The organism is Nocardiopsis alborubida (assembly GCF_012396365.1).
Taxonomy (GTDB): Bacteria; Actinomycetota; Actinomycetes; order Streptosporangiales; family Streptosporangiaceae; genus Nocardiopsis; species Nocardiopsis alborubida.
The window spans coordinates 147312-171994 of sequence record NZ_JAAXPG010000006.1 but is presented as its reverse complement, the minus strand read 5'-3'; the positions used below and the strand labels follow the sequence as shown (position 1 = coordinate 171994).

The 24683-nt window shown below is 74.0% G+C and carries 24 protein-coding genes; 13 read left to right on the top strand and 11 right to left on the bottom strand.

Annotated elements, in window-relative coordinates; genetic code table 11:
• Nucleotides 1-106 precede the first annotated feature (106 nt).
• The 4 genes from HGB44_RS08410 (at nucleotide 107) to HGB44_RS08395 (ending at nucleotide 3676) form a co-directional block, all read left to right on the top strand.
• Nucleotides 107-502 (top strand): DUF3870 domain-containing protein, encoded by a 396-nt coding sequence (locus HGB44_RS08410; protein WP_061078439.1) that lies wholly within the window; start codon nucleotides 107-109, stop codon nucleotides 500-502.
• A complete protein-coding gene (locus tag HGB44_RS08405; RefSeq protein WP_061078438.1) occupies nucleotides 499-1806 on the top strand; it encodes a CaiB/BaiF CoA transferase family protein in 1308 nt (435 codons plus the stop codon). The genes HGB44_RS08410 and HGB44_RS08405 overlap by 4 nt, the downstream gene beginning before the upstream one ends.
• Nucleotides 1807-1877: 71 nt before the next feature.
• On the top strand, nucleotides 1878-3068 hold the full coding sequence (locus tag HGB44_RS08400) for an acyl-CoA dehydrogenase family protein (RefSeq protein WP_061078437.1): 1191 nt from the start codon (nucleotides 1878-1880) through the stop codon (nucleotides 3066-3068).
• 140 nt (nucleotides 3069-3208) lie between these two features.
• Entirely contained in the window at nucleotides 3209-3676 is a 468-nt protein-coding gene (locus tag HGB44_RS08395; RefSeq protein ID WP_017565686.1) for a nitroreductase/quinone reductase family protein, read from the top strand.
• A 134-nt stretch (nucleotides 3677-3810) separates the two neighbouring features.
• Here the strand turns inward: HGB44_RS08395 and HGB44_RS08390 are convergent, their stop codons facing one another.
• The 6 genes from HGB44_RS08390 to ruvC all read right to left on the bottom strand — a co-directional run bounded on the left by HGB44_RS08390 (nucleotide 3811) and on the right by ruvC (nucleotide 10591).
• Nucleotides 3811-5988: a RelA/SpoT family protein gene (locus HGB44_RS08390; RefSeq protein ID WP_061078436.1), complete on the bottom strand. Its 2178-nt coding sequence runs from the start codon at nucleotides 5986-5988 to the stop codon at nucleotides 3811-3813.
• A gap of 587 nt (nucleotides 5989-6575) precedes the next feature.
• The gene (locus tag HGB44_RS08385; protein ID WP_061078435.1) at nucleotides 6576-7130 is read right to left on the bottom strand and encodes an adenine phosphoribosyltransferase; all 555 of its coding nucleotides are present in this window, start codon (nucleotides 7128-7130) and stop codon (nucleotides 6576-6578) included.
• A gap of 389 nt (nucleotides 7131-7519) precedes the next feature.
• Nucleotides 7520-7828, bottom strand: coding sequence for a preprotein translocase subunit YajC (yajC, locus tag HGB44_RS08380; protein WP_061078434.1), 309 nt, complete (start codon nucleotides 7826-7828; stop codon nucleotides 7520-7522).
• A 377-nt stretch (nucleotides 7829-8205) separates the two neighbouring features.
• On the bottom strand, nucleotides 8206-9354 hold the full coding sequence (ruvB, locus tag HGB44_RS08375; protein WP_061078433.1) for a Holliday junction branch migration DNA helicase RuvB: 1149 nt from the start codon (nucleotides 9352-9354) through the stop codon (nucleotides 8206-8208).
• Between the two features lie 17 nt (nucleotides 9355-9371).
• The gene (gene ruvA / locus HGB44_RS08370; RefSeq protein WP_061078432.1) at nucleotides 9372-9992 is read right to left on the bottom strand and encodes a Holliday junction branch migration protein RuvA; all 621 of its coding nucleotides are present in this window, start codon (nucleotides 9990-9992) and stop codon (nucleotides 9372-9374) included.
• Nucleotides 9993-10042: 50 nt separating this feature from the next.
• Complete coding sequence (gene ruvC, locus HGB44_RS08365; protein WP_061078431.1) at nucleotides 10043-10591, bottom strand: crossover junction endodeoxyribonuclease RuvC; 549 nt, start codon at nucleotides 10589-10591, stop codon at nucleotides 10043-10045.
• Between the two features lie 295 nt (nucleotides 10592-10886).
• On the opposite strand from ruvC, the gene HGB44_RS08360 reads away from it, so the two are divergent.
• The 5 genes from HGB44_RS08360 to HGB44_RS08340 all read left to right on the top strand — a co-directional run bounded on the left by HGB44_RS08360 (nucleotide 10887) and on the right by HGB44_RS08340 (nucleotide 15853).
• Entirely contained in the window at nucleotides 10887-11678 is a 792-nt protein-coding gene (locus tag HGB44_RS08360; protein ID WP_061078430.1) for an NUDIX hydrolase, read from the top strand.
• A 17-nt stretch (nucleotides 11679-11695) separates the two neighbouring features.
• The gene (locus HGB44_RS08355) at nucleotides 11696-12790 is read left to right on the top strand and encodes a hypothetical protein (protein ID WP_061078429.1); all 1095 of its coding nucleotides are present in this window, start codon (nucleotides 11696-11698) and stop codon (nucleotides 12788-12790) included.
• 71 nt (nucleotides 12791-12861) lie between these two features.
• Complete coding sequence (locus HGB44_RS08350) at nucleotides 12862-13857, top strand: hypothetical protein (protein ID WP_061078428.1); 996 nt, start codon at nucleotides 12862-12864, stop codon at nucleotides 13855-13857.
• Nucleotides 13854-15317, top strand: coding sequence for an adenylosuccinate synthetase (locus tag HGB44_RS08345; protein ID WP_061078427.1), 1464 nt, complete (start codon nucleotides 13854-13856; stop codon nucleotides 15315-15317). Before HGB44_RS08350 ends, HGB44_RS08345 begins: the two co-directional genes overlap by 4 nt.
• Before the next feature lie 110 nt (nucleotides 15318-15427).
• Nucleotides 15428-15853, top strand: coding sequence for a PPOX class F420-dependent oxidoreductase (locus HGB44_RS08340; protein ID WP_061078426.1), 426 nt, complete (start codon nucleotides 15428-15430; stop codon nucleotides 15851-15853).
• A gap of 60 nt (nucleotides 15854-15913) precedes the next feature.
• On the opposite strand, the gene HGB44_RS08335 is transcribed toward HGB44_RS08340, so the two are convergent.
• Complete coding sequence (locus HGB44_RS08335; protein ID WP_061078425.1) at nucleotides 15914-16786, bottom strand: LysR family transcriptional regulator; 873 nt, start codon at nucleotides 16784-16786, stop codon at nucleotides 15914-15916.
• Nucleotides 16787-16870: 84 nt separating this feature from the next.
• Between HGB44_RS08335 and HGB44_RS08330 the strand changes: the two genes are divergently transcribed.
• From HGB44_RS08330 to HGB44_RS08315, 4 genes are all read left to right on the top strand, one after another.
• Nucleotides 16871-17767, top strand: coding sequence for an alpha/beta fold hydrolase (locus HGB44_RS08330; RefSeq protein WP_061078424.1), 897 nt, complete (start codon nucleotides 16871-16873; stop codon nucleotides 17765-17767).
• A 197-nt stretch (nucleotides 17768-17964) separates the two neighbouring features.
• Nucleotides 17965-19023 (top strand): tartrate dehydrogenase, encoded by a 1059-nt coding sequence (locus HGB44_RS08325; RefSeq protein WP_061078423.1) that lies wholly within the window; start codon nucleotides 17965-17967, stop codon nucleotides 19021-19023.
• 143 nt (nucleotides 19024-19166) lie between these two features.
• Nucleotides 19167-20426 carry an NAD(P)/FAD-dependent oxidoreductase gene (locus HGB44_RS08320; protein WP_061078422.1) on the top strand — a complete coding sequence of 420 codons (1260 nt, stop codon included), beginning with the start codon at nucleotides 19167-19169 and terminating at the stop codon, nucleotides 20424-20426.
• A 121-nt stretch (nucleotides 20427-20547) separates the two neighbouring features.
• Nucleotides 20548-21420, top strand: coding sequence for an alpha/beta fold hydrolase (locus HGB44_RS08315; RefSeq protein ID WP_061078421.1), 873 nt, complete (start codon nucleotides 20548-20550; stop codon nucleotides 21418-21420).
• A gap of 8 nt (nucleotides 21421-21428) precedes the next feature.
• Here HGB44_RS08315 and HGB44_RS08310 read toward each other — a convergent pair whose 3' ends face one another.
• From HGB44_RS08310 to HGB44_RS08295, 4 genes are all read right to left on the bottom strand, one after another.
• The gene (locus HGB44_RS08310; RefSeq protein WP_061078420.1) at nucleotides 21429-22178 is read right to left on the bottom strand and encodes a YebC/PmpR family DNA-binding transcriptional regulator; all 750 of its coding nucleotides are present in this window, start codon (nucleotides 22176-22178) and stop codon (nucleotides 21429-21431) included.
• Nucleotides 22175-22783, bottom strand: a complete 609-nt coding sequence (gene pdxT, locus HGB44_RS08305; RefSeq protein WP_061078419.1) for a pyridoxal 5'-phosphate synthase glutaminase subunit PdxT — start codon at nucleotides 22781-22783, stop codon at nucleotides 22175-22177. The genes HGB44_RS08310 and pdxT overlap by 4 nt, the downstream gene beginning before the upstream one ends.
• A 121-nt stretch (nucleotides 22784-22904) precedes the next feature.
• Nucleotides 22905-23816 (bottom strand): pyridoxal 5'-phosphate synthase lyase subunit PdxS, encoded by a 912-nt coding sequence (gene pdxS, locus HGB44_RS08300; protein ID WP_061078411.1) that lies wholly within the window; start codon nucleotides 23814-23816, stop codon nucleotides 22905-22907.
• 182 nt (nucleotides 23817-23998) lie between these two features.
• On the bottom strand, nucleotides 23999-24502 hold the full coding sequence (locus HGB44_RS08295; RefSeq protein ID WP_061078410.1) for a hypothetical protein: 504 nt from the start codon (nucleotides 24500-24502) through the stop codon (nucleotides 23999-24001).
• Nucleotides 24503-24683: the final 181 nt, after the last annotated feature.

Below are 24683 nucleotides of genomic sequence, written 5' to 3'. Positions count from 1 at the left end.
TGCCTGCCCTCACGCCGCGGGTGTCCGGTTTCCCCCGGCCGCCCTCCAGGCGCGAGACTCCAGAGCATCGGAGTTTTCGCGTGCCCGTGAGCGAGAGGTGTCCACCTTGTACGGCGACGACCGTATCCAACAGGTCCTGCGCAACCCCAGGGTCGTCCTGGTGTCCGGCTACGCCCGCCTCCCCGACTCGGTGGCGAGCCACTCCCAGTACCAGCGGCTCGGGGTCGTGCTGGCCGTGGACACCGCCGACGGGCGCGTCGTCGCCGCGGACACCACCCTGCTCACCGAGCTCGCCCGGGACTTCTTCCGAGCCCTGGTCGAGGGGGAGTCGGTGACCGAGGACGTCGCCGAGCTGGTGCGGCGGGTGCAGACCCGCTACGCGGGCCAGTCCGGCGCCGCGCTGACCACCGCCCTCCGCCGCTGTCTGGAGACCTACGGCCAGCTGCGGGAGGGCGACCAGTTGCCCGGAGGCCCCGGGGACGGGCAGGAGGCGCTGTCGTGACCGACGACCTTTCCGGGAACGGGGCCCGCCCCGAAGCCGGAACCCGAAACGGGGCCGAGACCGGAGCCGGGCCCCGGACCGCGCCGCTGCCGCTGGCGGGCGTACGCGTCGCCGACCTGTCCCGCGTGCTGGCGGGCCCCTACGCCACCATGCTGCTCGCCGACATGGGCGCCGAGGTGGTCAAGGTGGAACAGCCCGGACGCGGCGACGACACGCGCTCCTGGGGGCCGCCCTGGGCCGGGGAGTCCGGACCCGGGGGGCACGGGGAGGCCGCCTACTTCCTGTCGGTGAACCGCAACAAGCGCAGCCTGGCCGTGGACCTGAAGGACCCCGAGGGCCTGGCCGCGGTCCAGGAGCTGTGCGCGGCCTCCGACGTGGTCATCCAGAACTTCCGGCCCGGGGTGATCGACCGGCTCGGGCTCGGCTACGAGGCCGTCAGCGCCCGCAATCCGGCCGTCGTGTACTGCTCGGTGAGCGGCTTCGGCCCCGAACACGAGCCCGCGACGCGCCCCGGCTTCGACATCGTGGTGCAGGCCGAGAGCGGTCTCATGGCCACCACCGGACCCGCGGAGGGGCCGGCGAGCAAGGTGGGTGTGGCCCTGACCGACGTGCTCACCGGGCTCAACGCCGCCGTGGGCGTCCTGGGCGCGCTCATGCGGGCCCGCGTCACCGGGCGCGGGGAGAACATCAGCGTGTCGCTGATCAACTCCACCCTCTCCGGGCTGGTCAACCTCACCCAGCAGGCGCTGGTGACGGGGACCGAACCCGCCCGGGTCGGCAACGCGCACACCACGATCGTGCCCTACCAGGCCTTTCCGACGGCGGACGCCGAGATCGTCGTCGCCGCCGGGAACGACGCCCTGTACCAGCGGCTGTGCGCGGCCCTGGACCGCCCCGACCTGGGCGCGGACCCGCGCTACGCCACCAACCCCGGCCGGGTGGCGCACCGGGAGGAGCTGGTCGGCGAACTGTCGGCGACCCTTCGCTCCCGGCCCGCCGACCACTGGATGGAACTGCTGGTGGGGGCCGGGGTGCCGGTGGGGCGGGTGCGCGGGGTACTCGACGCGCTGCGCACCGCCGACGCCAGCGGCGACGACGTCCTGCGCACCGTGAAGCACCCCACCGCAGGCCTGCTCGAACAGGTCCGCGCGGGGTTCCGCCTGGAGGGCACGCCGCCACCGCTCACCGCGCCGCCGCTGCTGGGGCAGCACTCCCGGCGGATCCTGGCCGAACTCGGCGTCGATGGGGCCAGAGTGGACGCGATGGTCGCGCGCGGAGCCGTCCAGCAGCCCGACCCGCCCTGACACCCCAGCGGGTCACGCACCGGATCCGCACGGCCGCACCGGCCGTCAGCACCACGAAGGGACACCCCACCATGAGCGACTCCCGCAGGCCCGCCGCCCCGGACCCGCACGACTTCCTGGCCGTGGACGCCGACCTGTCCGACACCGAGCGCGACGTCCGCGACGCCGTGCGCGGCTTCGCCGCGCGCGAGCTGGCGCCGAACGTGGCCGAGTGGTTCGACGCGGGAACCCTGCCCGACCCGCGCGGGCTGGCCAGGGCCTTCGGAGCCCTCGGGGTGCTGGGCATGCACCTGGAGGGGTACGGCTGCGGCGGCTCCAGCGCGGTCGCCTACGGCGTGGCCTGCCGCGAGCTGGAGGCCGTGGACTCGGGCCTGCGCAGCTTCGTGTCGGTGCAGGGCTCGCTGGCGATGGCGGCCATCCACAAGTTCGGCTCCGAGGAGCAGAAGGAGGAGTGGCTGCCGCGCATGGCCGCCGGTGAGGCGATCGGCTGCTTCGGCCTGACCGAGCCCGACTCCGGCTCCGACCCGGGTTCGATGCGCACCCGCGCCCGCAGGGACGGGACGGACTGGGTGCTCGACGGCACCAAGATGTGGATCACCAACGGCTCGGTCGCCGACGTGGCCGTGGTGTGGGCCGCCACCGACGAGGGTGTGCGCGGGTTCGTGGTGCCCGCCGGCACGCCCGGGTTCTCGGCCAACGTCATCCACCGCAAGCTGTCGCTGCGCGCGTCCATCACCTCCGAACTCGTGCTGGAGGGCGTGCGGCTGCCCGCAGACGCGGTCCTGCCCGGGTCCCGCGGCCTGGGCTCGCCGCTGTCGTGCCTGAACGAGGCCCGCTACGGCATCGTGTGGGGCGCGGCCGGCGCCGCGCGCGCCTGCTACGAGGCGGCCCTGGAGTACGCGCTGAGCCGTGAGCAGTTCGGTCGGCCGATCGCCGGGTTCCAGCTGACCCAGCGCAAGCTCGCCGACATGGTGGTGGACGTCAACCAGGCGGCCATGACCGCGCTGCGGATCGGGCGCCTGAAGGACGAGGGCCGGTGCCACCACAACCATGTGAGCTTCGGCAAGCTCTCGTGCGTGGCGGCCGCCCAGCGGGTGGCGGCGGCGGCGCGCTCGGTGCACGGCGCCAACGGCATCACCCTGGAGTACCCGGTGATGCGGCACATGGTGAACCTGGAGACGGTCGCCACCTACGAGGGCACCGAGGAGATCCACGCGCTCAGCATCGGCCAGTCGGTGACGGGGATCTCCGCCTTCCGCTGACCGCGCCCCTGCGGACGCCCCGCTTCGGTCCGTGTCCGGGCCGGTCAGGGGGACTCACCGCGGGATGTGCGCCTCCCCCGGTGCCGCCGGGTGCGCGCAGCCACCAGAATGGGGAGCAGCCGAGCGAGGGAGTTGCCGAGATGGGGAACGAGCCGACGAAGCGGTTCGAGATGACGGGGCTGCGGCGGACCGCCAACGCCGTCGTCAGCGGCTTCGTCAAGTACGGGGTGTGCCTGCCCGAGTTGCACCTGCTCACCACGCGTGGGCGCAAGTCGGGCTTCCTGCGCACCATCCCGCTCAGTGTGCTGGACAGCGACCGCGGCCGGTTCCTGGTCTCCCCCTACGGGGAGGTGGACTGGGTCCGCAACCTGCGCGGGGACGGCTTCGCGACGCTGCGCCAGGGCGGCTGGATCGAGTTGATCAGCGTGCGCGAACTGGGGGCCGAGGAAGCCGCCCCGCTGCTCAAGGAGTACCTGGACCACCCGCGCTCCGCAGTGGTGGGCCTGTACTTCGAGACGCCGCCGGACGCCCCCGAGGAGGCGTTCGCGGCCGAGGCCGACCGCCACCCGGTGTTCGAGATCGTGCGCTCGACCACGATCCGCATCTGACCGGTGCGCACGGGCCCCGGGCTCCCTGCCCGGGCGCCCGGAGCCCGGCCGTGTCCCGCCCGCTCGCGTCCGCGCGGCGCCGGGACCGCCCTGCCCGCCGTGCCCGCGGCCCCTCCCCCCGCCGTCCGGCGGGGTCAGTTGCGGACGCGGAAGACGTCGTAGACGCCGTCCACACCCCGCACCGCGCGCAGCACGCTGCCCAGGTGGGCGGGGTCGGCCATCTCGAAGGTGAAGCGGCTCTGCGCCACGCGGTCGCGGCTGGTCTGGACGGTCGCGGACAGGATGTTGACGTGCTGGTCGCTCAGCACCCGCGTGATGTCCGACAGCAGCCGGGACCGGTCCAGCGCCTCCACGTGCAGCGCCACCAGGAACATCGAGTCCTCGGTGGGCGACCACTCCACCTTGACCATGCGATCGGTGTCCAGCGTCGCGGTGTTCACGCAGTCCCGGCGGTGCACCGACACCCCGTTGCCCCGCGTCACGAAGCCGACGATCTCGTCGCCCGGCACGGGGGTACAGCACTTGGACAGGCGCGCCCACACGTCGGCGTCGCCCTCCACGACCACGCCCGGGTTGCCGTGCTGGCGCTGGCGGGTGGCCGCCTTGGTGGGCAGCGCCGACTCGGCGATGTCCTCGGTGTGGCTCTCCAGGCCGCCCATGGAGTCGACGAGCTTGCCGACCACGTGCTGGGCGCTGACCTGGCGCTCCCCCACGGCCGCGTACAGCGAGTCCACGTCCGGGTAGCGCAGGTCGCTGGCCAGGCCGATGATCGCCTCACCGCTGAACAGGCGCTTGACCGGAAGCTCCTGCTTGCGCATGACCTTGGCGATCTCGTCCTTGCCCTGCTCGATGGCGGCCTCGCGGCGCTCCTTGGTGAACCAGTGCCGGATCTTGTTGCGGGCCCGGGCGCTCTTGACGAAGTTCAGCCAGTCGCGGCTGGGTCCGGCGTCGGGCGTCTTGGAGGTGAGGATCTCCACCGTCTCGCCGTTGTGCAGCTCGTTCTCCAGCGGCACCAGGCGGCCGTTGATGCGGGCGCCCACGGTGCGGTGGCCGACCTCGGTGTGCACCGCGTAGGCGAAGTCCACGGCGGTGGCGCCCTGGGGCAGCGAGATGACGTCGCCGCCCGGGGTGAAGACGAACACCTCCTGCACCGACAGGTCGAAGCGCAGCGACTCCAGGAACTCGCCCGGGTCCTTGGTCTCCTGCTGCCAGTCGATGAGCTGGCGCAGCCACTGCATGTCGGAGCCGCCCCGGTGCTTGCCCTCGCCCCCGTTGCCCCGGTCCTCCTTGTACTTCCAGTGCGCGGCGATGCCGTACTCGGCGCGCCGGTGCATCGCGCGCGTGCGGATCTGGAGCTCGACCGGGTTGCCCGAGGGCCCTATGACCGTCGTGTGCAGCGACTGGTACATGTTGAACTTGGGCATCGCGATGTAGTCCTTGAACCGGCCGGGCACCGGGTTCCACCGCGCGTGGATGGTCCCCAGGGCCGCGTAGCAGTCGCGGACGCTGTCCACCAGGACCCGCACGGCGATGAGGTCGTAGATCTCGTCGAAGCCGCAGTTGCGGGCGATCATCTTCTGGTAGATCGAGTAGTAGTGCTTGGGCCGCCCGCGCACGGTGGCCTTGAGCTTGGACTCGCGCAGGTCGGCCGAGACCGCCTCGATGACCTCCTGGAGGTAGACGTCGCGGCGCGGGGCGCGCTCGGACACCAGGCGGGCGATCTCGTCGAAGCGCTTGGGGTAGAGGGTGGCGAAGGCCAGGTCCTCCAGCTCCCACTTGATGGTGTTCATGCCCAGCCGGTGGGCGAGGGGGGCGAAGATCTCCAGGGTCTCGCGGGCCTTCTTCTCACGTTTGGCGCGGGAGGGCAGGTAGCGCAGGGTCCGCATGTTGTGCAGCCGGTCGCACAGCTTGATGACCAGCACGCGGATGTCGCGGGCCATGGCCACGACCATCTTGCGCACGGTCTCGGCCTGGGTGGCCTCGCCGTACTTGACCTTGTCGAGCTTGGTGACCCCGTCGACCAGCTCGGCGATCTCGTCGCCGAAGTCCGAGCGCAGCTCACCGAGGGAGTAGTCGGTGTCCTCGACGGTGTCGTGCAGGAGGGCGGCGGCCAGGGTGGCCTCCTGCATGCCCAGCTCGGCGAGGATCGTGGCGACGGCGAGCGGGTGGGTGATGTAGGGGTCGCCGCTCTTGCGCTTCTGGTCGCGGTGGTGGTGGGCGGCGACCTCGTAGGCGCGCTCGACCAGCCGCACGTCCACCTTGGGATGGGTGGCCCGCACTGTCTTGATCAGTGGTTCGAGCACCGGGTTCATCGTCACTCCCCGCTGGGCGCCGAGTCGGGCGAGCCTTCTGCGTACTCGCACCGTGGAGGGCGTGGTGGAGGGGGACGGCTGCCGCGTGGCCCCCGCTCCGGAGACGTCGGAGGGCGCCGCTCCGTTCGCGGCGCCCTCCGGCCGGTCTCCCTGTGGTCTTGTGGCGGCGTCCCGCGCGCCGGTACCGTCCGCGTGCCCCTGGGGCGCGTCCGGTCGCGGTTCCTGGGAGGCGTCCCGCCGCGTCTCGTCCGTCGGTACCGCCCCGGTCGAGACCACTTCGCTTGGCATGCCTACCTCCCGCGGATCCGTCCGGTCGCGCGGGCGCCGTCAGCGCCGCCCGGCTCCACCGGTGCACGTGTGTCGTCAGGGCCAGTCGTGACGTGGCCGCCGCGGTACCTCTCCCACCAGTCTAGTGGGGCCGTTCCCGTCGGGAACGGCCTCGGCCTCCCCGCTCCCGCCGCACCCGGCGGCGGATGTGACACTGGCCACCGGGGGCTCACCCCCGGTGGTGGAGTACGTCAACGATGACGGGCCTTCGCGCATTCCCCCGTGGGGAGGGGCGTCGGCTGCGGCGCGGGTCGGCCGGATCAGACCGTGAGGAGGGTGTGCAGCTCCACGTCGGGCACCCTGTCCCGTCCCCGGAGCGCGGAGAGCTCCATCAGGACGGAGAATCCCACGACCGTACCACCCGCCTTGCGGACCAGGTCCACCGCGGCCCTGCCGGTGCCGCCGGTGGCGAGGACGTCGTCGACGATCAGCACACGGCTGCCCGGGGAGACCGCGTCGGCGTGGATCTCGACGGTCGCGGTGCCGTACTCCAGATCATAGGCCTGCCCGATGGTCCGTGAGGGCAGTTTCCCGGCTTTGCGCGCGGGGACGAAGCCGGAGCCCAGCGCCATGGCGACCGGGGCGCCGAAGATGAACCCGCGCGCCTCCAGTCCGACCACGTGGTCGACCCCGGCGGCGCGGAAGGGGGCGGCGAGGCCCTCCACGGCGGCGGCGAAGGCCTCCCGGTGGTTGAGCAGCGGCGTGATGTCCTTGAACAGGACGCCGGGCTTCGGGAAGTCGGGGATGTCGCGGATGTGCGCCCGGATGAGCTCCGGGCTCGGGACGGGCGCCGCGGTGGCGGTGTCGTCGGGCATGTGGGATGGGCCTTCTGCTGGGTTCTCGTGTGTCGGGACCGATGGGGCCGGGGCGACGCGGCGGCGGTCCGCGTCGGGCCGGACACGGCGGTACCGGCTCCCGTGCGGGAGCCGGTACCGGGGTCGGGCGCGCGCGAACCGGGAAAGTACCGCGCGCGGTCGAGGGCGGTGGCCCTCCTCGGCGCGGAACGCCCCGGCTGGCGACGGGCGGGCCGTCCGCTCACCGCGCGGGGAGCGAAGGCCCGGGGAGTTCGGGCGCCCGCGGGGCTCTGGAGGCGCCGGAGGTGAGGCTGCGGGGAACGAGCCGTCTCACCGGAGGCGCCGGAGGTTCCCGCGCTCTGGGCGCCCGGACCTGGGCCGAAGCGGAGCGGAGGCCCGAGGAGGTACGCCTAGCCCTTGGGCTTGTCGTCGTCGCCGAAGTCGGGGCGGTCCTCCACCGGGGTGTCGTCGGCGGCCGGGGTGACGACCTCTCCGACACCGGCCTTGAGCATGCGGATGCGGGTCCCGGGCGCGATCTCCAGCAGGACGTCCTGCTCGTGGATCTCGACGACGGTGGCGAAGATACCGGCCTTGGTCATCACCTCGACACCGGGGACCAGGGCGTTGTGCATCTGCGTCTCCTGCTGACGGCGCTTCTGGGCCGGGCGCCAGAACAGCAGCCAGAACACCACGAGGATCAGCAGGAACGGGAACAGCATGCCAAAGAGTCCGCCCGTGGGCTCTCCTTCGGCAGCGAGGTGGTAAAGGCCCTGCACGGGGGCGTCCTTCCTGACGTTTCGTCGTGTGGCCGACGGCTGTCGGATCGGACACCGCGACGGCCACCTTCTTCGCATCGGCACGAACCGCGTGGTCCGGACCTGTCCGGCACGTACAACGCGCCAGAGGGCCGACTCGTTCCACCGGTGTCGAACGACACGTACGGAGTCTTGCCCCGTATCGGCTGTTTCGTCCCAGCTTACGTGGCGTGGGTCACCGGTATCCCACCGGATGAGATCGGAGTGTTAACGGTTCGTCCCCGATCCGCGCGGCCGGAATCCATTGTGCCCGGATCGGGGCCCGGTGTCAGACGCACTGCTCAGGGACTCGCCGTACCGTTGTTACCCGCGTTGCCCGCGGGAGCGGAGTTACCCGTGATGCCGCCGTTGGCCGCCGCCGCGCCGAAGGCCGCGTCCGGCGGCGGAGTGAGCCCCATGTGCGCCCAGGCCTGCGGGGTGGCCACCCGGCCGCGCGGAGTGCGGGCCAGGAAGCCGGAGCGGACCAGGAAGGGCTCGGCGACGGTCTCCACCGTCTCGGCCTCCTCCCCCACCGACACCGCCAGCGTGGACAGGCCGACCGGGCCGCCGCGGAACCGTCTCATGAGCACGTCGAGGATGGCGCGGTCCAGCCGGTCCATGCCAAGTTCGTCCACCTCGTAGAGTTCGAGGGCCGCGCGGGCGGTGGCCAGCGACAGCCGTCCGTCCCCGCGCACCTCGGCGTAGTCGCGCACCCGGCGCAGCAGCCGGTTGGCGATCCGGGGGGTGCCGCGCGAGCGTCCGGCGATCTCCACGGCGGCGTCCGCGTCCAGGGGCGCGCCGAGCAGGCCCGCCGAGCGCTGGAGGATCAGCTCCAGCTCCTCGGGGGTGTAGAAGTCCATGTGCGCGGTGAACCCGAAGCGGTCGCGCAGGGGTGCGGGCAGCATTCCCGCCCGGGTGGTGGCCCCGACCAGCGTGAACGGCGCGATGTCCAACGGGATGGCGGTGGCGCCGGGCCCCTTGCCGACCACGACGTCGACCCGGAAGTCCTCCATCGCGACGTAGAGCATCTCCTCGGCGGGGCGGGCCATGCGGTGGATCTCGTCCAGGAAGAGCACCTCGCCCTCCTGGAGGGTGGAGAGCACGGCGGCCAGGTCCCCGGAGCGCTCGATGGCCGGGCCCGAGGTGATGCGCAGCGGGGCCCCCATCTCGGCGGCGATGATCATGGCCAGGGTGGTCTTGCCCAGGCCCGGACCGCCGGACATCAGGATGTGGTCGGGCGCCCGGTTGCGCCGCCTGGCGCTGTGCAGCACCAGGGAGAGCTGCTCGCGCACGCGTTCCTGGCCGACGAACTCGTCCAGGGCCCGGGGGCGCAGGGCGCCCTCGATCTGGCGCTCGTCCGTACCCGCGTCGGGCGAGACCGCGTCGCGCTCGTAGGGCGGGGACCCGCCGGGGGCCGAGCCGCCGGGGTCTTCCTCGTGGAAGTCGTACACGGGGGTCCTCCCTGTTCCTAGGCGCGGCTGAGCCTGCGCAGGGCGCTGCGCAGCAGGACGGCGACGTCGTCGGTGTGCTCGGCCTCGGTCGCCACGGCGGAGGCGGCGGCCTCGGCGTCCTTGGCCGACCAGCCGAGGTTGACCAGGCCGGAGACCACCTGTCCGCGCCAGGCGCCGCGGGGTTCGTTCCCGGACGCGGCGGCCTCGGCCCCGGGCAGGGTGCCGTCGGTGAGCACGGGCGCGTCGAGCTTGCCCCGCAGTTCCAGGACGATGCGCTGGGCCCCCTTCCTGCCGATGCCGGGTACGCGGGTGAGGGCGGTGGTGTCCTCGGTGGACACGGCGTGGCGCAGGCTGGAGGGGCTGTGGACCGAGAGCATGGCCAGGGCCAGTCGGGGACCGACCCCGGAGGCGGTCTGGAGCTGCTCGAACAGGTGCTTCTCGTCGTCGTCGGCGAACCCGAACAGGGTCAGGGACTCCTCGCGCACGACGAGGCTGGTGGCCACGGTCCCGGTCTCGCCCACGTGCAGGCGCGAGAGCGCGGAGGGCGTGCACTGCACGGTCATGCCGACCCCGCCGACGTCGATGACGGCGGTGCCCGCGCCGCGTGCGGCCACCCGGCCGGTGAGGAACGCGATCATCTGGTGTGGGCACCGGGGACGGTACCCCTCTCCTTCCTGGGGGCGGGGCGCTAGCGGCCGCGGGTGCGGCGGGCCAGTTCCACCTTGCGGGCGAAGTCCTGCTGGGCCTGGGCGACGCGGGCCTGGGCCCCGCCGCGCCAGATGTGGCAGATGGCCAGGGCGACGGCGTCGGCCGCGTCGGCGGGCTTGGGGGGCCCGTCGAGTCCGAGGATACGCGCCACCATGGTGCCGACCTGCGCCTTGTCGGCGCGGCCGTTGCCGGTGATGGCGGCCTTGGCCTCACTGGGGGTGTGCATGGCCACGGGCAGGCCGCGGCGGGCGGCGCAGACCAGGGCGATGCCGCTGGCCTGGGCGGTGCCCATGACGGTGCTGAGGTTGTGCTGGGCGAAGACGCGCTCGACGGCGACGGCGTCGGGCCGGTAGCGGTCCAGCCACTCCTCGATGCCGCGCTCGATGCCCACGAGCCGGTGGGGCAGGTCGGTGTCGGGGCTGGTGCGCACGGCGTCGGCGCCGAGCAGGGTGAGCGGCCGGCCGATGGCGCCGTCGACGGCGGCGACACCGCACCGGGTCAGTCCGGGGTCGATCCCCAACACGCGCACGCGCCTCACCCTTGTCTTCTCGAACGTCCGTTCGCACACATGCTAGCGGCGGGCGACGACGTCCGCCTCCGGACCGCCCGGGCGTGTCCGCCCCGGGGCACCGGCCGGGCCGGAACCCGCCGCGTCCGCGGGCCGCCCTGTCGCGAGCGTAGCCGCCCGACCGGGCGCGGCCGCACGGCCCGGGACCGCGCGCCGCCTTCGCGTGCCGGAGAAAAGGGATGGACGGGACGCCGAACGCGTGCTAAGTTGCTCTCAGTTCGAGAAATACTCTTACTGAGAACAACTGGAGGCGCACGTGGCCGATCCGCGGCGCGAGGACGGCGAGAGCCGGTTCCTCGCCGACTACGACCCGCACGCGTTCGCCCCGGCCGCGGTCACCGTCGACGTCGTCGCCCTCACCATCCGGTCGGGCGCGCCGCACGTGCTGCTGACGCGGCGCGCCGCCCACCCCCAGCGCGGCTGGTGGGCGCTGCCGGGCGGGTTCGTCCGGGCCCAGGACGGACCGGACGGCCCCGCCGACCCCGACCTGCCCGACGCCGCCCTGCGCGTGCTCTCGGAGAAGACCCTGCTGCCCACCGAGCTGCACCTGGAGCAGCTCGGCACCTACGGCGCCCGGGACCGGGACCCGCGCATGCGCGTCTTCTCGGTCGCCTACGTCCTGCTGGCCCCCGACCTGCCCGACCCGCACACCGGCCGGGACACCGAGGAGGCCGCCTGGGTCCCCTGGCGCGACCTCGGCCACGGCGACGGCGCCCGCGCCGGGCTCGACCTGGCCTTCGACCACGGCCGCGTCCTGGCCGACGCCGTCGAGCGCGCCCGCTCCAAGCTGGAGTACACCCCGCTGGCCACGGCCTTCCTGCCGCCCGCCTTCACCATCACGGCGCTGCGCGAGGTGTACGAGGCCGTGTGGGGCCAGTCCCTGCACGCGGCCAACTTCCACCGCAAGATCCTCGCCGCCCCCGGGTTCGTGGAGGACACCGGGGAACTCGCCGAACGCGGCGGCGCGGGCGGCGGGCGGCGGGCCCGGCTCTACCGGGCGGGCGGCGCCGCCCTGCTGCACCCTCCCCTGCTGCGGAGCACGCAGTGACCCCCGAGAGGAGTCCGATGACGGCCACCGGTCCCGCCTTCGAGGACGCCGAGCGCCAGGTCGCCCTGGCCGGCGACCCCGTGGAGCTGTTCGGCCCGCTGCCCGAGGGCGGCGGCGTGCCCCCGGCCGCCACGGCCCGCCACCGCGGGCTCGCCCGCGCGCTGCACCCCGACACGGCGCCGCCCGGAAGCGGCACCGTTCCCTTCGCCAGGCTCTCCGAGCTGTGGGACCTGTACCGGGCGATGGCCGCGGGCGACCTGCGCGTGGACGACCTCACCCTGGCCACCGGCGCGCACGCCTACCGGGTCGGCCGGGAACGGTTGGCCCGGGGCGACGTGGCCGACCTGTACCCGGTGCGCTACCGGGCCCCGGAGTGGCGCGACGCGGTGCTCAAGCTGCCCCGCGCCCCGCGCGACAACGACCTGCTGGAGGCCGAGGCGACCGCGCTGCGCCGCGTCCGGGAGCACGGCCACGAGCGCTACCGGGCCTTCGTCCCCGAACTGGTGGAGTCCTTCAAGCACCGCGACGCCGCCACGGGCGTGGAGCGGCGGGCCAACATCCTGGGGCGGCTGCGCGGCTTCCACACCCTGGCCGAGGTGCGCCGCGCCCATCCCGACGGCGTCGACCCGCGCGACGCGGCGTGGATGTGGCGGCGGCTGCTGGTCGCCGTCGGCAACGCCGCGCGGGCGGGGGTGGTGCACGGCGCGGTCGTGCCCGAACACGTGATGGTCCACCCGGCCGAGCACGGCCTGGTCCTGGTCGACTGGTGCTACTCGGTGACGGCGCACGCCCCGCGCACCGCGCCGCACGTCCCGGCGATGGTGCCCGGCCGCGAGGACCTCTACCCGCCCGAGGTGGCCGCCCGCCGCCCCGCGCTGGCCCAGACCGACATCCACATGGCGACCCGGTGCGTGGAGTACGTGACCGCGGGCCGCCTGCCCCGGCAGCTGCGGGCCTTCGCCCGCGGCTGCACCCTGCCCGCTCCCGAGCGGCGGCCCCGAGACGGGTTCGCCCTGCTCGGCGAGCTCGACGAGGTGCTGGAGCGCCTCTACGGGCCGCGCCGGTTCCGCCCCTTCACCATGCCGGACCCGGCACCGGCCGCCGAAGCCTGACCCCGTCCCCCCGATCCCCGCCCCCGACCCCGGCGGCCCGGTCCGCCCACCCCGTTCCAAGGAGAACCCCCATGGGAAGCAGCCACTGGTCCACCGACGCCTACCACGCGCGTCAGGCCTACAACTCCTCCGTCGGCTCCAGCAGCTTCGGCTACACCGACGACGTGCTCGCCTCGACCCCGCGCAGCTCCTGGCGGGTCCACGACAGCCTCGACCCCCACGGGGTGGGCGTGCGCGAGAGCCGCGACTCCGCCGAGCACCCCGAGTCGCTGGCCATCTCGGTGCTCTTCGACGTCACCGGGTCCATGCGCAACGTGCCGCGCGTGCTGCAGACCAAGCTGCCCGACCTGTTCGGCCTGCTGCTGCGCAAGGGCTACGTGCAGGACCCGCAGATCCTCTTCGGTGCGATCGGCGACGCCACCTGCGACCGGGCCCCGCTCCAGGTCGGCCAGTTCGAGTCCGGCAACGAGCTGGAGGACGACCTGGGCAACATCCTGCTGGAGGGCGGCGGTGGCGGCCAGGTGACGGAGTCCTACGAGCTGGCCATGTACTTCATGGCCCGGCACACCTCCATGGACTGCCTGGAGAAGCGCGGGCGGCGCGGCCACCTCTTCGTCATCGGCGACGAGATGGCCTACGGGGCGGTCAAGGCGCGGGAGGTGCGCGAGGTGATCGGCGACGACCTCACCGAGGACATCCCGTTCCCGCGGATCCTGGCCGAGCTGCGGCGCAGCTTCGAGGTGTACTTCATCATGCCGACCGGCAGCGGGCACTTCCACAACGACAAGGTCCGCGGCTTCTGGGACACCCACATGGGCCAGAACGTCATCTACCTGGACGACCTCGACGCGGTGTCGGAGACCATCGCGGTCACCGTCGGGCTCGCCGAGGAGGCCATCGACCTGGAGAGGGGTCTGGCCGACCTGGCCGAGGCGGGCTCGGACGCGGGCGAGGCGGTGGGCAGGGCGCTGCGGACGCTGTCCGCGAGCCGCGGCTCCGTGGTCGTGGCCGACGCCCCGGGCGGGCTCGGCGGCCCGGCCGACGCGGGCGGGGTGGACCGGCTGTGACCGGCGCGACCACCCCGTGGGCCGACGGGAACGCCGTCGTCGTCGACCTGGGGTTCGGTGACGCGGGCAAGGGCGTGACGGTCGACCTGCTGTGCGCGCGGCGGCGCTTCGGCGCCGTCGTGCGCGCCAACGGGGGCGCCCAGGCCGCGCACAACGTGGTGGCCCCCGACGGCCGCCACCACACGTTCGCGCAGTTCGGCTCGGGCACGCTGGCCCCCGGCGGCCCGGTGCCCACGCACCTGTCGCGGCTGATGGTGGTGGACCCCTTCGCCCTGGCCGCCGAGGCCGGGCACCTGGCATCGCTCGGCGTGCCCGACCCGTTCGCACTGGTCACCGTGGACCGCCGTGCGCTGATCAGCACGCCGTGGCACCGGGCGGCCAACCAGACGCGGGAGCGGGCGCGGGGCGAGGCCCGGCACGGCTCCTGCGGGATGGGGGTGGGCGAGACCGTGGCCTACGCCCTGGCCCGCCCCGAGGACGCGCCGACCGCCGGCGACTGCGCGCGGCCGGACGTACTGCGCCGCAAGCTGCGCCGCCTGGCCGACCACCTGCACGCGGTGCGCCGCGCCCTGGAGCCCCCGGGCGCGGCGCGGACCGCGCCGGGCACCACGGGCGCGGGAACCCGGTTCGGGGACACGGCGGCAGGGTCCGGGGAAACGAGCCTCGGCGTCGGGCCCCGGCCCGAGGCCTGCCCCGACGTCGAGGAGTGCGTCGAGGCCTACCTGGCCTTCGCACGGCGGGTGCGGTTGGTGGACGAGGACCACCTGCCCCGGCTGCTCGCCCGCTCCCCCGTGGTGTTCGAGGGGGCGCAGGGGGTGCTGCTGGACGAGTGGCACGGGTTCCACCCGTACACCACCTGGTCCACGACGACCACCGCGAACCCGCTCGCGCTCCTGGCCGAGGCCGGACGCCCCGGCGACGCCCGCCGTATCGGTGTGGTGCGCGCCTACACCACCCGGCACGGCGCGGGCCCGCTCGTGGCCGAGGACCCGGGACTGGGCGCGGTGCTGACCGAGGCGCACAACGGCGCGCACCCGTGGCAGGGGGCGTTCCGGGTCGGGCACTTCGACGCGGTGGCGCACCGGTACGCGCTCGCCGCCACCGGCGGGGTGGACTCGCTGGTGGTCACGCACGCCGACGCCCCCGCGCGGGCTGGCGGGAGGCTGCGCTGGTGCACGGGCTACACCGCGCCGGACGGATCCGCCCTGGAACCGGTTCCGGCACCGGCACCGGCGCCCACCCGACCGGGCGCCTCACTAACGGGCGCGGCGACGGCGGACGCCGCGGCGCGCCTGGACCGGCAGGAGCGGCTGGCCCGCGCCCTGCTGGCGGCGCGGCCCGTGCTCGCCCCCGCGCCCGACTCCCCCGCCGAGGCCGTCGGCGAGGAGCTGGGGCTGGCCCTGGAGGCGGTGTTCTCGGGTCCGACCCGCGCCGACGCCCACGTCCCGTCGCGGGTCTGACCGCACCGCCCCGGCGGGACCGGTTCCGACACGCGGGAACGCGCCGACACGCGGGCGGCCCGGCGCCGTGTCCCCTGGAGGGTCGGCGGCCCGCGCACTAGCGTGGGGCCGTGACTTCTCTCTCCGACCCGCGGGTCCGCGACTTCCTGCTCCAGGGCACCCGTACCGGGATGCTCGCCTACACCGCCTCGGACGGACGGCCGCTGGCGGCGCCGGTGTGGTTCGTCGTCGAGGACGGCGACATCGTCTTCAACACCGGGGCCTCCACCGCGAAGGGCCGCTCCATCGCGCGCGACCCCAGGGTGGCGCTCACCGTGGACCTGCCCGAGCCGCCGTACGCCTTCGTGCAGGTGCAGGGCGAGGCCGTCGTCTCCGAGGACCCCGACGAGCTGGTGCGCACCGCGACCGCGATCGCCCGCCGGTACGTGGGGCCCGAGCGGGCCGAGGAGTTCGGGCGGCGCAACGGCGTCCCCGGCGAACTCGCGGTGCGGCTGCGCCCGACCAGGGTGGTCTCCGCCTTCGACATGACCGGCTGAGCACCCGCCCGGCCGGGCACGGCCCCGGTCGGCCGCGTGGCCGGGTGGCGGAAGGCGCGGTCAGTCCACCGCGTGGGCCACGAACGCCTCCGCGGCCGCGGTGAGCGGCCCCCTCCTGCTGATCAGGGACACGTGCAGGTGACCGGTGGGCTCCAGACCCAGCACCAGCGCCCCGGCCCGCTCGGCCAGGTCCCGCCAGGCGTCGGTGACCACCGCGATCCCGGCCCCGCCCAGCACCAGCGGCAGGAGGGACACCCGGTGCTCGCTCTCCACGGCGACCCGGGCGTCCAGGCCGTCCGCGACCAGTTCGTCGACGAACCGGCGCATGCCCGAGCCGTGCTGCCCCACGATCAGCCGCTGGCCCTCCAGCCGCTCGGCGCGCACAGTCTCCCCGGCGGCGAAGGGCCCGTCGGGCGGGGCGAGCAGCACGAAGCTCTGGCACACCAGCGGATGGGCGCGCACCCCCGTTCCCGTGAACGGCCCGGAGGTGGCCACCACACCGAGTTCGCAGGCGCCGGTGCGCACCATCTCGACGGCGTCGCGCGTGGTCAGCGCGCTCCGGACCGACACCGACACCTCCGGGTGGCGCCGGGTGAAGCCCGCCACCAGGCCGGTCAGCGGCTCGATCGCCTGGGTGGGCAGCACGGCCACGTCCACCCGGCCGCCGCGCAGCCCCCGGACCGACTCGACCGCCGAACGGGCCAGGTCCAGGGCGCGCACCGCCTCGCGGGCGGGCTCGATCAGCGCACGGCCCGCCTCGGTCAGCACCACGCGGCGGCCGATGCGGTGGAAGAGGTCGCTGCCCAGGTCGCGTTCCAGGGCCCGGACCGCCTGCGACAGGGACGGCTGGGACAGGTACAGGGCCGAGGCCGCCCGGTTCACCCCGCCGTGGTCGACCACGGCCAGGAAGTACTCCAGCTGCCGGACGTCCACCACTTCTCCTTATAGGCCGGTCCTATCAACGATATCGGCAGCCGGTCTTGGACGTCCGCACCCCCGGCCTGCTGGAATCCCCCCATGAGCGACCTCTTTCCCTCCGGGTTTGCCCGACGCACCGTGGACGCCGGGGGCGTGCGCGTCAACGTCCGCGTGGGCGGGGACGGTCCGCCGCTCCTGCTGCTGCACGGCTACCCGCAGACGCACCTGATCTGGCACCGCGTCGCACCGCTCCTGGCGGACCGGTTCACTGTGGTCATGACCGACCTGCGCGGCTACGGGGACAGCGACAAGCCCGCCTCCGACGAGCGGCACGCCCCCTACGCCAAGCGGGCCATGGCGCGGGACCAGTACCTCGTCATGCGCGAGCTGGGCTTCGACTCCTTCGCCGTGGCGGGCCACGACCGCGGCGGCCGGGTCGGCCACCGCCTCGCCCTGGACCACCCGGAGGCGGTGACGGCGCTGTGCGCGCTGGACATCGTGCCGACCCGGTACGCCTTCGAGCACGCCGACGCCGAGTTCGCCCTCGGGTACCACCACTGGTTCTTCCTGGCGGCGGGCGACGGCATCCCCGAACACCTCATCGGGCAGGACCCGGACTTCTGGGTCCGCACCCGGATGGAGGCGCGCCACCACGGCGGCGCCCCCTTCGCGCCCGCCGCCGTGGACGAGTACGTGCGCTGCTTCCGCGACCCCGCCGCGATCCACGCCTCGTGCGAGGACTACCGGGCGGCGGCCTCCATCGACCTGGAGCACGACCGGGCCGACGCCGGGCGCCGCCTGGAGTGCCCGGTCCTGCTGCTGTGGGGGCGGCACAGCTTCGTGGGCCGCCACTACGACGTGCCGGGCGCCTGGAGCGGGTACGCCCGGGACGTGCGGGGCCACGCGCTGGACTGCGACCACTACGTGCCCGAGGAGGCGCCCGGGGACACGGCACGGCACCTGCGTGCGTTCCTGGGCGGGGGTCCCGCGACCTGAGCACGGACCTCGGCGTGCCGGATGCGGTCCCCGCGTCCCGAACGCGGGGTTCGCACGCCCCGGGTGCGGCCCCCGTCCCACCTGATCCCGGCCCCCCGACACGCCCGCCCAGCGATCCCCGCACGCCCCTCCCCGGCCGGGCTCCGGGCCCCCTGTCGGCCCCGAACACCCCGAACACCCCTTGGAAGGACACCTCCATGAAGCACTACCGCGTCGCCACGATCCCCGGGGACGGCATCGGCAAGGAGGTCCTGCCGCCCGCCCGGGCCGTCCTGGACCGGGTCGGTGCCCACCACGCGCTCTCCTTCTCCTACGACGAGTTCGACTGGTCCTGCGCGCGCTACCTGGCCGAGGGCGCCATGATGCCCGACGACGGCCTGGACCGGATCCGCCACCACGACGCCGTCCTGCTGGGCGCCGTGGGCTGGCCCGGCGTCCCCGACCACGTGTCGCTGTGGGGGCTGCTCATCCCCATCCGCCGCGGCTTCCAGCAGTACGTCAACCTGCGGCCGATCAGCGTCCTGGAGGGGGTGCCCAGCCCGGTCGCGCGGGCGCTGCCCGGCGAGGTCGACTTCGTGGTCGTGCGCGAGAACAACGAGGGCGAGTACTCGCGCGTGGGCGGCCGGGTCCACGAGGGCACCCCGTACGAGGCGGCCCTCCAGGAGGCGGTGTTCACCCGCAGGGGCGTGGAGCGGGTGCTCGACCACGCCTTCACCCTGGCCGGACGGCGCGGCGGGAGGCTGACCTCGGCCACCAAGTCCAACGGCATCGTGCACACCATGCCGTTCTGGGACGAACTGGTGGCCGAGCGCGCGGCGCACCACCCGGAGGTGGCCTGGGAGCAGGAGCACATCGACGCCCTGGCCGCCAAGATCGTCCTGGACCCGGCGCGGTTCGACGTCATCGTGGGCTCGAACCTGTTCGGCGACATCCTCAGCGACCTGGCCGCCGCCGTGGCGGGCGGTATCGGCGTGGCGCCGTCGGCCAACCTCAACCCCGAGCGCGAGTACCCGTCGATGTTCGAGCCCGTGCACGGCTCGGCGCCCGACATCGCGGGCAAGGGACTGGCCAACCCGCTGGGGGCCATCTGGTCGGCGTCGATGATGCTCGACCACCTGGGCCACCCCGAGGCGGGCGCGCAGGTCATGGACGCGGTCCGCGCCGTACTGGCCTCCTCCCCCGTGCGCACGGCCGACCTGGGCGGCAGCGCGGGCACGGACGAGTTCACCGCCGAGGTGCTCTCCCGCCTGCCCTGACCCGGGCGCGGACCCCGCCGCTCCCCTTTGTCCGAAAGGCACAGGAAATCCACCCCCGCTTGTCGCTTCCCGACAAGGCCTCAGCCCCGGAAAGCGAGCATGGTGGGAGCCGACAGACGCGGTGAACAGGGGGAACCGAAGCGATGGCGGACGTGGGGCGTGTCGGCGGGGTCCAGCACGTGCTGGTCGTGGGCGCGGGGGTGGTCGGCCTGTCGACGGCCTGGTTCCTCCAGGAGCACGGCGTCCGCGTCACCGTCGTGGACCGGGACGGGGTCTGCTCCGGAGCCTCCTGGGGCAACGCCGGATGGCTCTCACCGGGCCTGGCCATCCCCCTGAACGAGCCGGGCGTGCTGCGCTACGGCCTGCGTTCCCTGCTCGACCGCGACGCGCCCCTGTCGGTCCCGCTGTCTGCCTCGCCGGACCTGTGGCTGTTCCTGGCCCGCTTCGCCGCGCACTGCCGCTGGGACTCGTGGGAGAGGGCCGTACGCGCCAACCTCGCCCTCAACACCGGGGCCCTGGACGCCTTCGACACCCTGGCCAAGGGCGGCGTGGAGACCACGGAGGCCTCCGGGCCCATCACCGCCCTCTTCCGCTCCCCTCGTTCGGCCGTCGCGCTCCTGCGCGAGCTGGACCGGATCACGGCCTCGGGACTGGACGTCGACCACGCCGCCCTCACCGGAGCGGCGGTCCGCGAGGTCCTCCCCCACGCCTCGGGGGCCGTGGGGGCGGCGGTGCGCCTGGACGGACAGCGCCACGTCGACCCCGGCACCCTCGTCCAGAACCTGGCGGCCTCGGTGCGCGAGCGCGGCGGTCGGGTCCGCACCGGGTTCGAGGCGGTCGGACTCCGCCGGGAGGACGGCGCGGTCGTCGCCGTCTCCGGCGACGGCGAACGGATCCGCTCCGACGCGGTCGCGGTGTGCACGGGCGCCTGGTTCGACCGGCTGGCCGCCGAACACGGCGTGCGCGCCCGGGTCCGCGCCGGGCGGGGCTACTCCTTCACCGTCCCCACCGACGAGCCGGTGCCCGGCCCCGTCTACCTGCCGGAGGCCCGCGTGGCGTGCACTCCCTACCAGGGTGCGCTGCGGGTCGCGGGGACCATGGAGTTCCGGGGCCCCGACGACCCGCTCGACCCGCGACGGGTCGAGGCCATCGAGCGCTCGGCCAGCCCCTACCTCAGGGGGGTGCGCTGGAGGGAGCGCACCGACACCTGGGTGGGGCCCAGGCCGGTCACCTCCGACAGTGTGCCCCTGGTGGGGGCCACCCGCACCCCCGGCGTCTACGTCGCGGGCGGCCACGGCATGTGGGGGCTCACACACGGCCCGGTCACCGGCGGCCTCCTGGCCGAGCAGATCGCGACCGGCGTCCGCCCGCGCGCGCTGGAGGCGCTCGACCCGCTGCGCTGACCCCCTGTTTCCGGCACCGGTGTCCCGAGGGGGCACCGGTCCTTCCGTGCGCGGGAGACACCCGCGCCCCTTCCGACGTCCCCGTTCCCACCGGGACGTCCCCGCCCTGAGAAGGTGAACGATGTCCACGCTGTCCCTCACCCGGGTCTACCGGTCCGACGCCGGTGAGATCGCGGTGCGCTCCTGGTGCGAGCGGACACTGGGCGGGGCCCGTGACCTGCGCTCGCCGGGGGCGGTGACCGCCGCCGGACGCGCGACCCGGGTGCACGTCCTGCCGGGCGGGCCGGGGACTCCCGTCCTGCTGCTGTCCGGAGCCCTCCTCGGGTCGGCGAACCTGGTCGCGACCGCGCGGGTGCTCCGCGCCGACCGGACCGTGCTCCTGGCCGACCTGCCCGGGCACCCGGGCACGAGCGACTCCCGGCGCCCCCTGCTCGGACGGGCGGACGCCTACGGCGCCTGGCTGGACGCGCTGTTACCCCAGGTCACCTCCGAACCGGTGATCCTGCTCGGGCACTCGACGGGTGCCGCGGCCGTCCTGGCGTCGATGCCCTCCCCGCTCGTGGCGGGGCTCGTGCTGGTCGGTCCGGCGGGTCTGGCCGCCCCCGTCATGGACGGCGAGAGGCTGCGCGCCACGTTCTCCTGGCGGCTCTCACCGGGCGAGCGGACCAGCTCGCGGCTCCTGCGCCTGCTCAGCGGGCCCGTCGCCGCGGGCAGCGCGACCCACCCGCTCACGGAGTGGGCGACCCTGGTCGGACGCCACTGCCGCCCCAGCCCGGTCCCGGGCATACTGCGGGGCGAGGACTTCCGGGACTGGTCGGGCACACCCGTCACGGTGGCCACCGGAGCCCACGACCGCGTCTTCACCCCCGCGCTGCTGCGCGGTGCGGTGCACAGGCTGCTGGGCACCGACGTGCGCACGATCGCGAGCGCGGGCCACCTCGCGCTCCACGAGGCGCCCGCGCGCGTTCGCGACCTGCTGCGGGAGGTCACCTGACCGGAGGGTCAGCCGATCTCGGCCATGACCTCGTCGGGGATGTCGGCGTTGGTGAAGACGTTCTGCACGTCGTCGGAGTCCTCCAGCGCGTCCACCACCCGCATGACCTTCTTGGCGGTCTCGGCGTCGACCGGGACCTCCATGGTCGGCAGGAAGCTGGACTCGGCGGAGTCGTACTCGATGCCCGCCTCCTGGAGCGCGGTGCGCACGGCGACCAGGTCGGTGGCCTCGCAGACGATCTCGAAGACGTCGCCCAGCTCCTTGACCTCCTCGGCACCGGCCTCCAGCACCGCCAGGGTCACGTCGTCCTCGGTGGTGCCCTCGGCGGGCACGATCACGACGCCCTTGCGGTTGAAGAGGTAGGACACCGAACCCGCGTCGGCCATGTTGCCGCCGTTGCGGGTCACGGCCACGCGCACCTCGGAGGCGGCGCGGTTGCGGTTGTCGGTCAGGCACTCCACCAGCAGGGCGACGCCACCGGCGGCGTAGCCCTCGTACATGATGGTCTGCCACTCGGCGCCGCCCGCCTCCTCGCCGGAGCCGCGCTTGCGGGCGCGCTCGATGTTGTCGAGCGGTACGGAGCTCTTGCGCGCCTTCTGGATGGCGTCGTAGAGCGTCGGGTTCCCGTCGGGGTCCCCACCGCCGGTGCGCGCGGCCACCTCGATGTTCTTGATCAGCTTGGCGAAGAGCTTGCCGCGCTTGGCATCGATGACGGCTTTCTTGTGCTTGGTGGTGGCCCACTTGGAGTGGCCGCTCATGAATGTCCTTTCACGATGTCGACGAAGAGGCGGTGGATGCGCGTGTCGCCGGTCAGTTCGGGATGGAAGGACGTGGCCATCAGGCCGCCCTGCCGTACGGCGACGATCCTACCGGCCTCGTCGGGGCCGGGGACTGCGCCGAGCACCTCGACCCCGGGCCCGACCGACTCCACCCAGGGCGCGCGGATGAACACCGCGTCGAAGGGGTCGCCCCCCAGGCCGTCGATGTCCACGGCGGCCTCGAAGGACTCGGTCTGGCGCCCGAACGCGTTGCGGCGCACCGTCATGTCGATCCCGCCGACGGTCTGCTGGTCGGCGGTACCGCCCAGGATGCGGTCGGCGAGCATGATCATCCCGGCGCACGTGCCGTAGGCGGGCATCCCCGCGGCGATCCGCTTGCGCAGCGGTTCCATCAGGCCGTAGCGGACGGCCAGTTTGGACATGGTGGTGGACTCCCCTCCGGGGACGACCAGCCCGTCCAGGGTGTCGATCTGGTCGGGGGAGAGCACCTTGACGGTGTGCGCGTCCAGGGCCTGGAGCGCGCGCAGGTGTTCGGCGACGTCGCCCTGGAGGGCGAGGACGCCGATGGTGGGTCTGGCGGTCAAGTACGGCCTCACTCGTGGACGTAGGCTCGTGTTCTCCTGCGGGCGGGCGGCGGGGCCGGTCGCGGCCCCGCCGCCCGCGCGACGGCCGCGGCGGGTACGGCGGGCACCCGTCGTGCGACGGCTACCAGCCGCGGCCGGCGTAGCGCTGGGAGTCGGACAGGTCGTCCAGGTTGATGCCGACCATCGCCTCGCCCAGACCACGGGACACGCGCGCGATGACCGCGGGGTCCTCGTAGTGCAGGGTGGCCTGCACGATGGCGTCGGCGCGCCTGGCCGGGTCGCCGGACTTGAAGATGCCCGAGCCCACGAACACGCTCTCGGCGCCGAGCTGGCGCATGAGCGCGGCGTCGGCCGGGGTGGCCACGCCTCCGGCGGAGAACAGCGGGACCGGGAGCCTGCCCAGCGCCGCCACCTCCTTGACGACCTCGTAGGGGGCGCGCAGCTCCTTGGCCGCGCCGAACAGCTCGGCCTCGTCCAGGCTGCCCAGGCGTCGGATCTCGCCGCGGATGGAGCGCATGTGGCGGGTGGCCTCGACGACGTTGCCGGTACCGGCCTCGCCCTTGGAGCGGATCATGGCCGCGCCCTCGGCGATGCGGCGCAGCGCCTCGCCCAGGTTGGTCGCCCCGCACACGAACGGGACGGTGAAGGCCCACTTGTCGATGTGGTAGGCCTCGTCGGCCGGGGTGAGGACCTCGGACTCGTCGATGAAGTCGACGCCGAGCGACTCCAGGACCTGGGCCTCGACGAAGTGTCCGATGCGGACCTTGGCCATGACCGGGATGGAGACGGCCTCGACGATGCCGTCGATCATGTCGGGGTCGGACATGCGGGCGACGCCGCCGTCCCTGCGGATGTCGGCGGGGACGCGCTCCAGAGCCATGACCGCGACGGCACCGGCGTCCTCGGCGATCCTGGCCTGCTCGGGCGTGACGACGTCCATGATGACGCCGTTCTTGAGCTGCTCGGCCATGCCGCGCTTGACACGCTCGGTACCGACGGCGTTGTCGGAGGTGTTCGATGCGTTGTTGGCCACGATGGTGGACTCCCGTTGTCTCGGTTCTGCTGAGGGCTGCCTGCGGGCAGCGGAGTCGGCGGCCCCACGCGGCGGTACGCGGACACCGTCGGCGCCGCGCACCCTGGTCGACCAGCCCCTCATCCTACTTCCACCCCCTTTCGAGGGTTTTGGCCAGATCGGTGTTTTCCCGGGCCCCGTCTCTACGGGGTGTCGGGGCCGACGTGCAGGAGCAGGATGCGCGGCGGTTGGTCGTCGATCTCGAAGAAGTCCGGCAGGGACGCCGTGCCCGCCAGGCGGAACGTCCGGACGAGGCGTGAACGGCGGGCGCGGCGGGTGTCGGCGACCGCGCCGTTGTAGAACGTGCGGGCCATGTGGACGCCCTTGGCGGCGGCCTCCACCTCGATCAGGTGGGGCCGCAGCAGTTCGGAACGCTCGGCGGGCCCCGGAGATTCCAGTGCGGCGCGCAGCGTACGCGAGAGCGCGCTCTCGGCCAGCTCGCGTTGCCGGTCGCGCGCCTCGCGGGCGGCCGCGGCGGCCCCGGGCAGGGCGCGCGTGGCGTCGGTGCCGTCGGCGGCGGCCAGCGCGGACGCGGCGTCCAGGCGCCGCTCCAGGGCGGCCTCCAGGGCCGCGCGGGCGGTGTCGACCCGGTGGTGCAGGCGGTGCAGGCGGGTGGCCCGCCACGAGAGGTAGAAGCCGAACAGCACCAGGGCCAGGAGGATGCCGACGACGGTGGCGACGAAGAGGACGTCCTCGGTCAGGGCCGTTCACCCCGTTCCGCTGGGGTGGGAGCGGGAGCGGATGTGCGCAGAAGCGGGGCGTGCGCTCGGAGGGAGTCGCGCGGAAGGGGGGCGGTCACACGCGGCGCGCCCCCGGCGAACGCGTCCG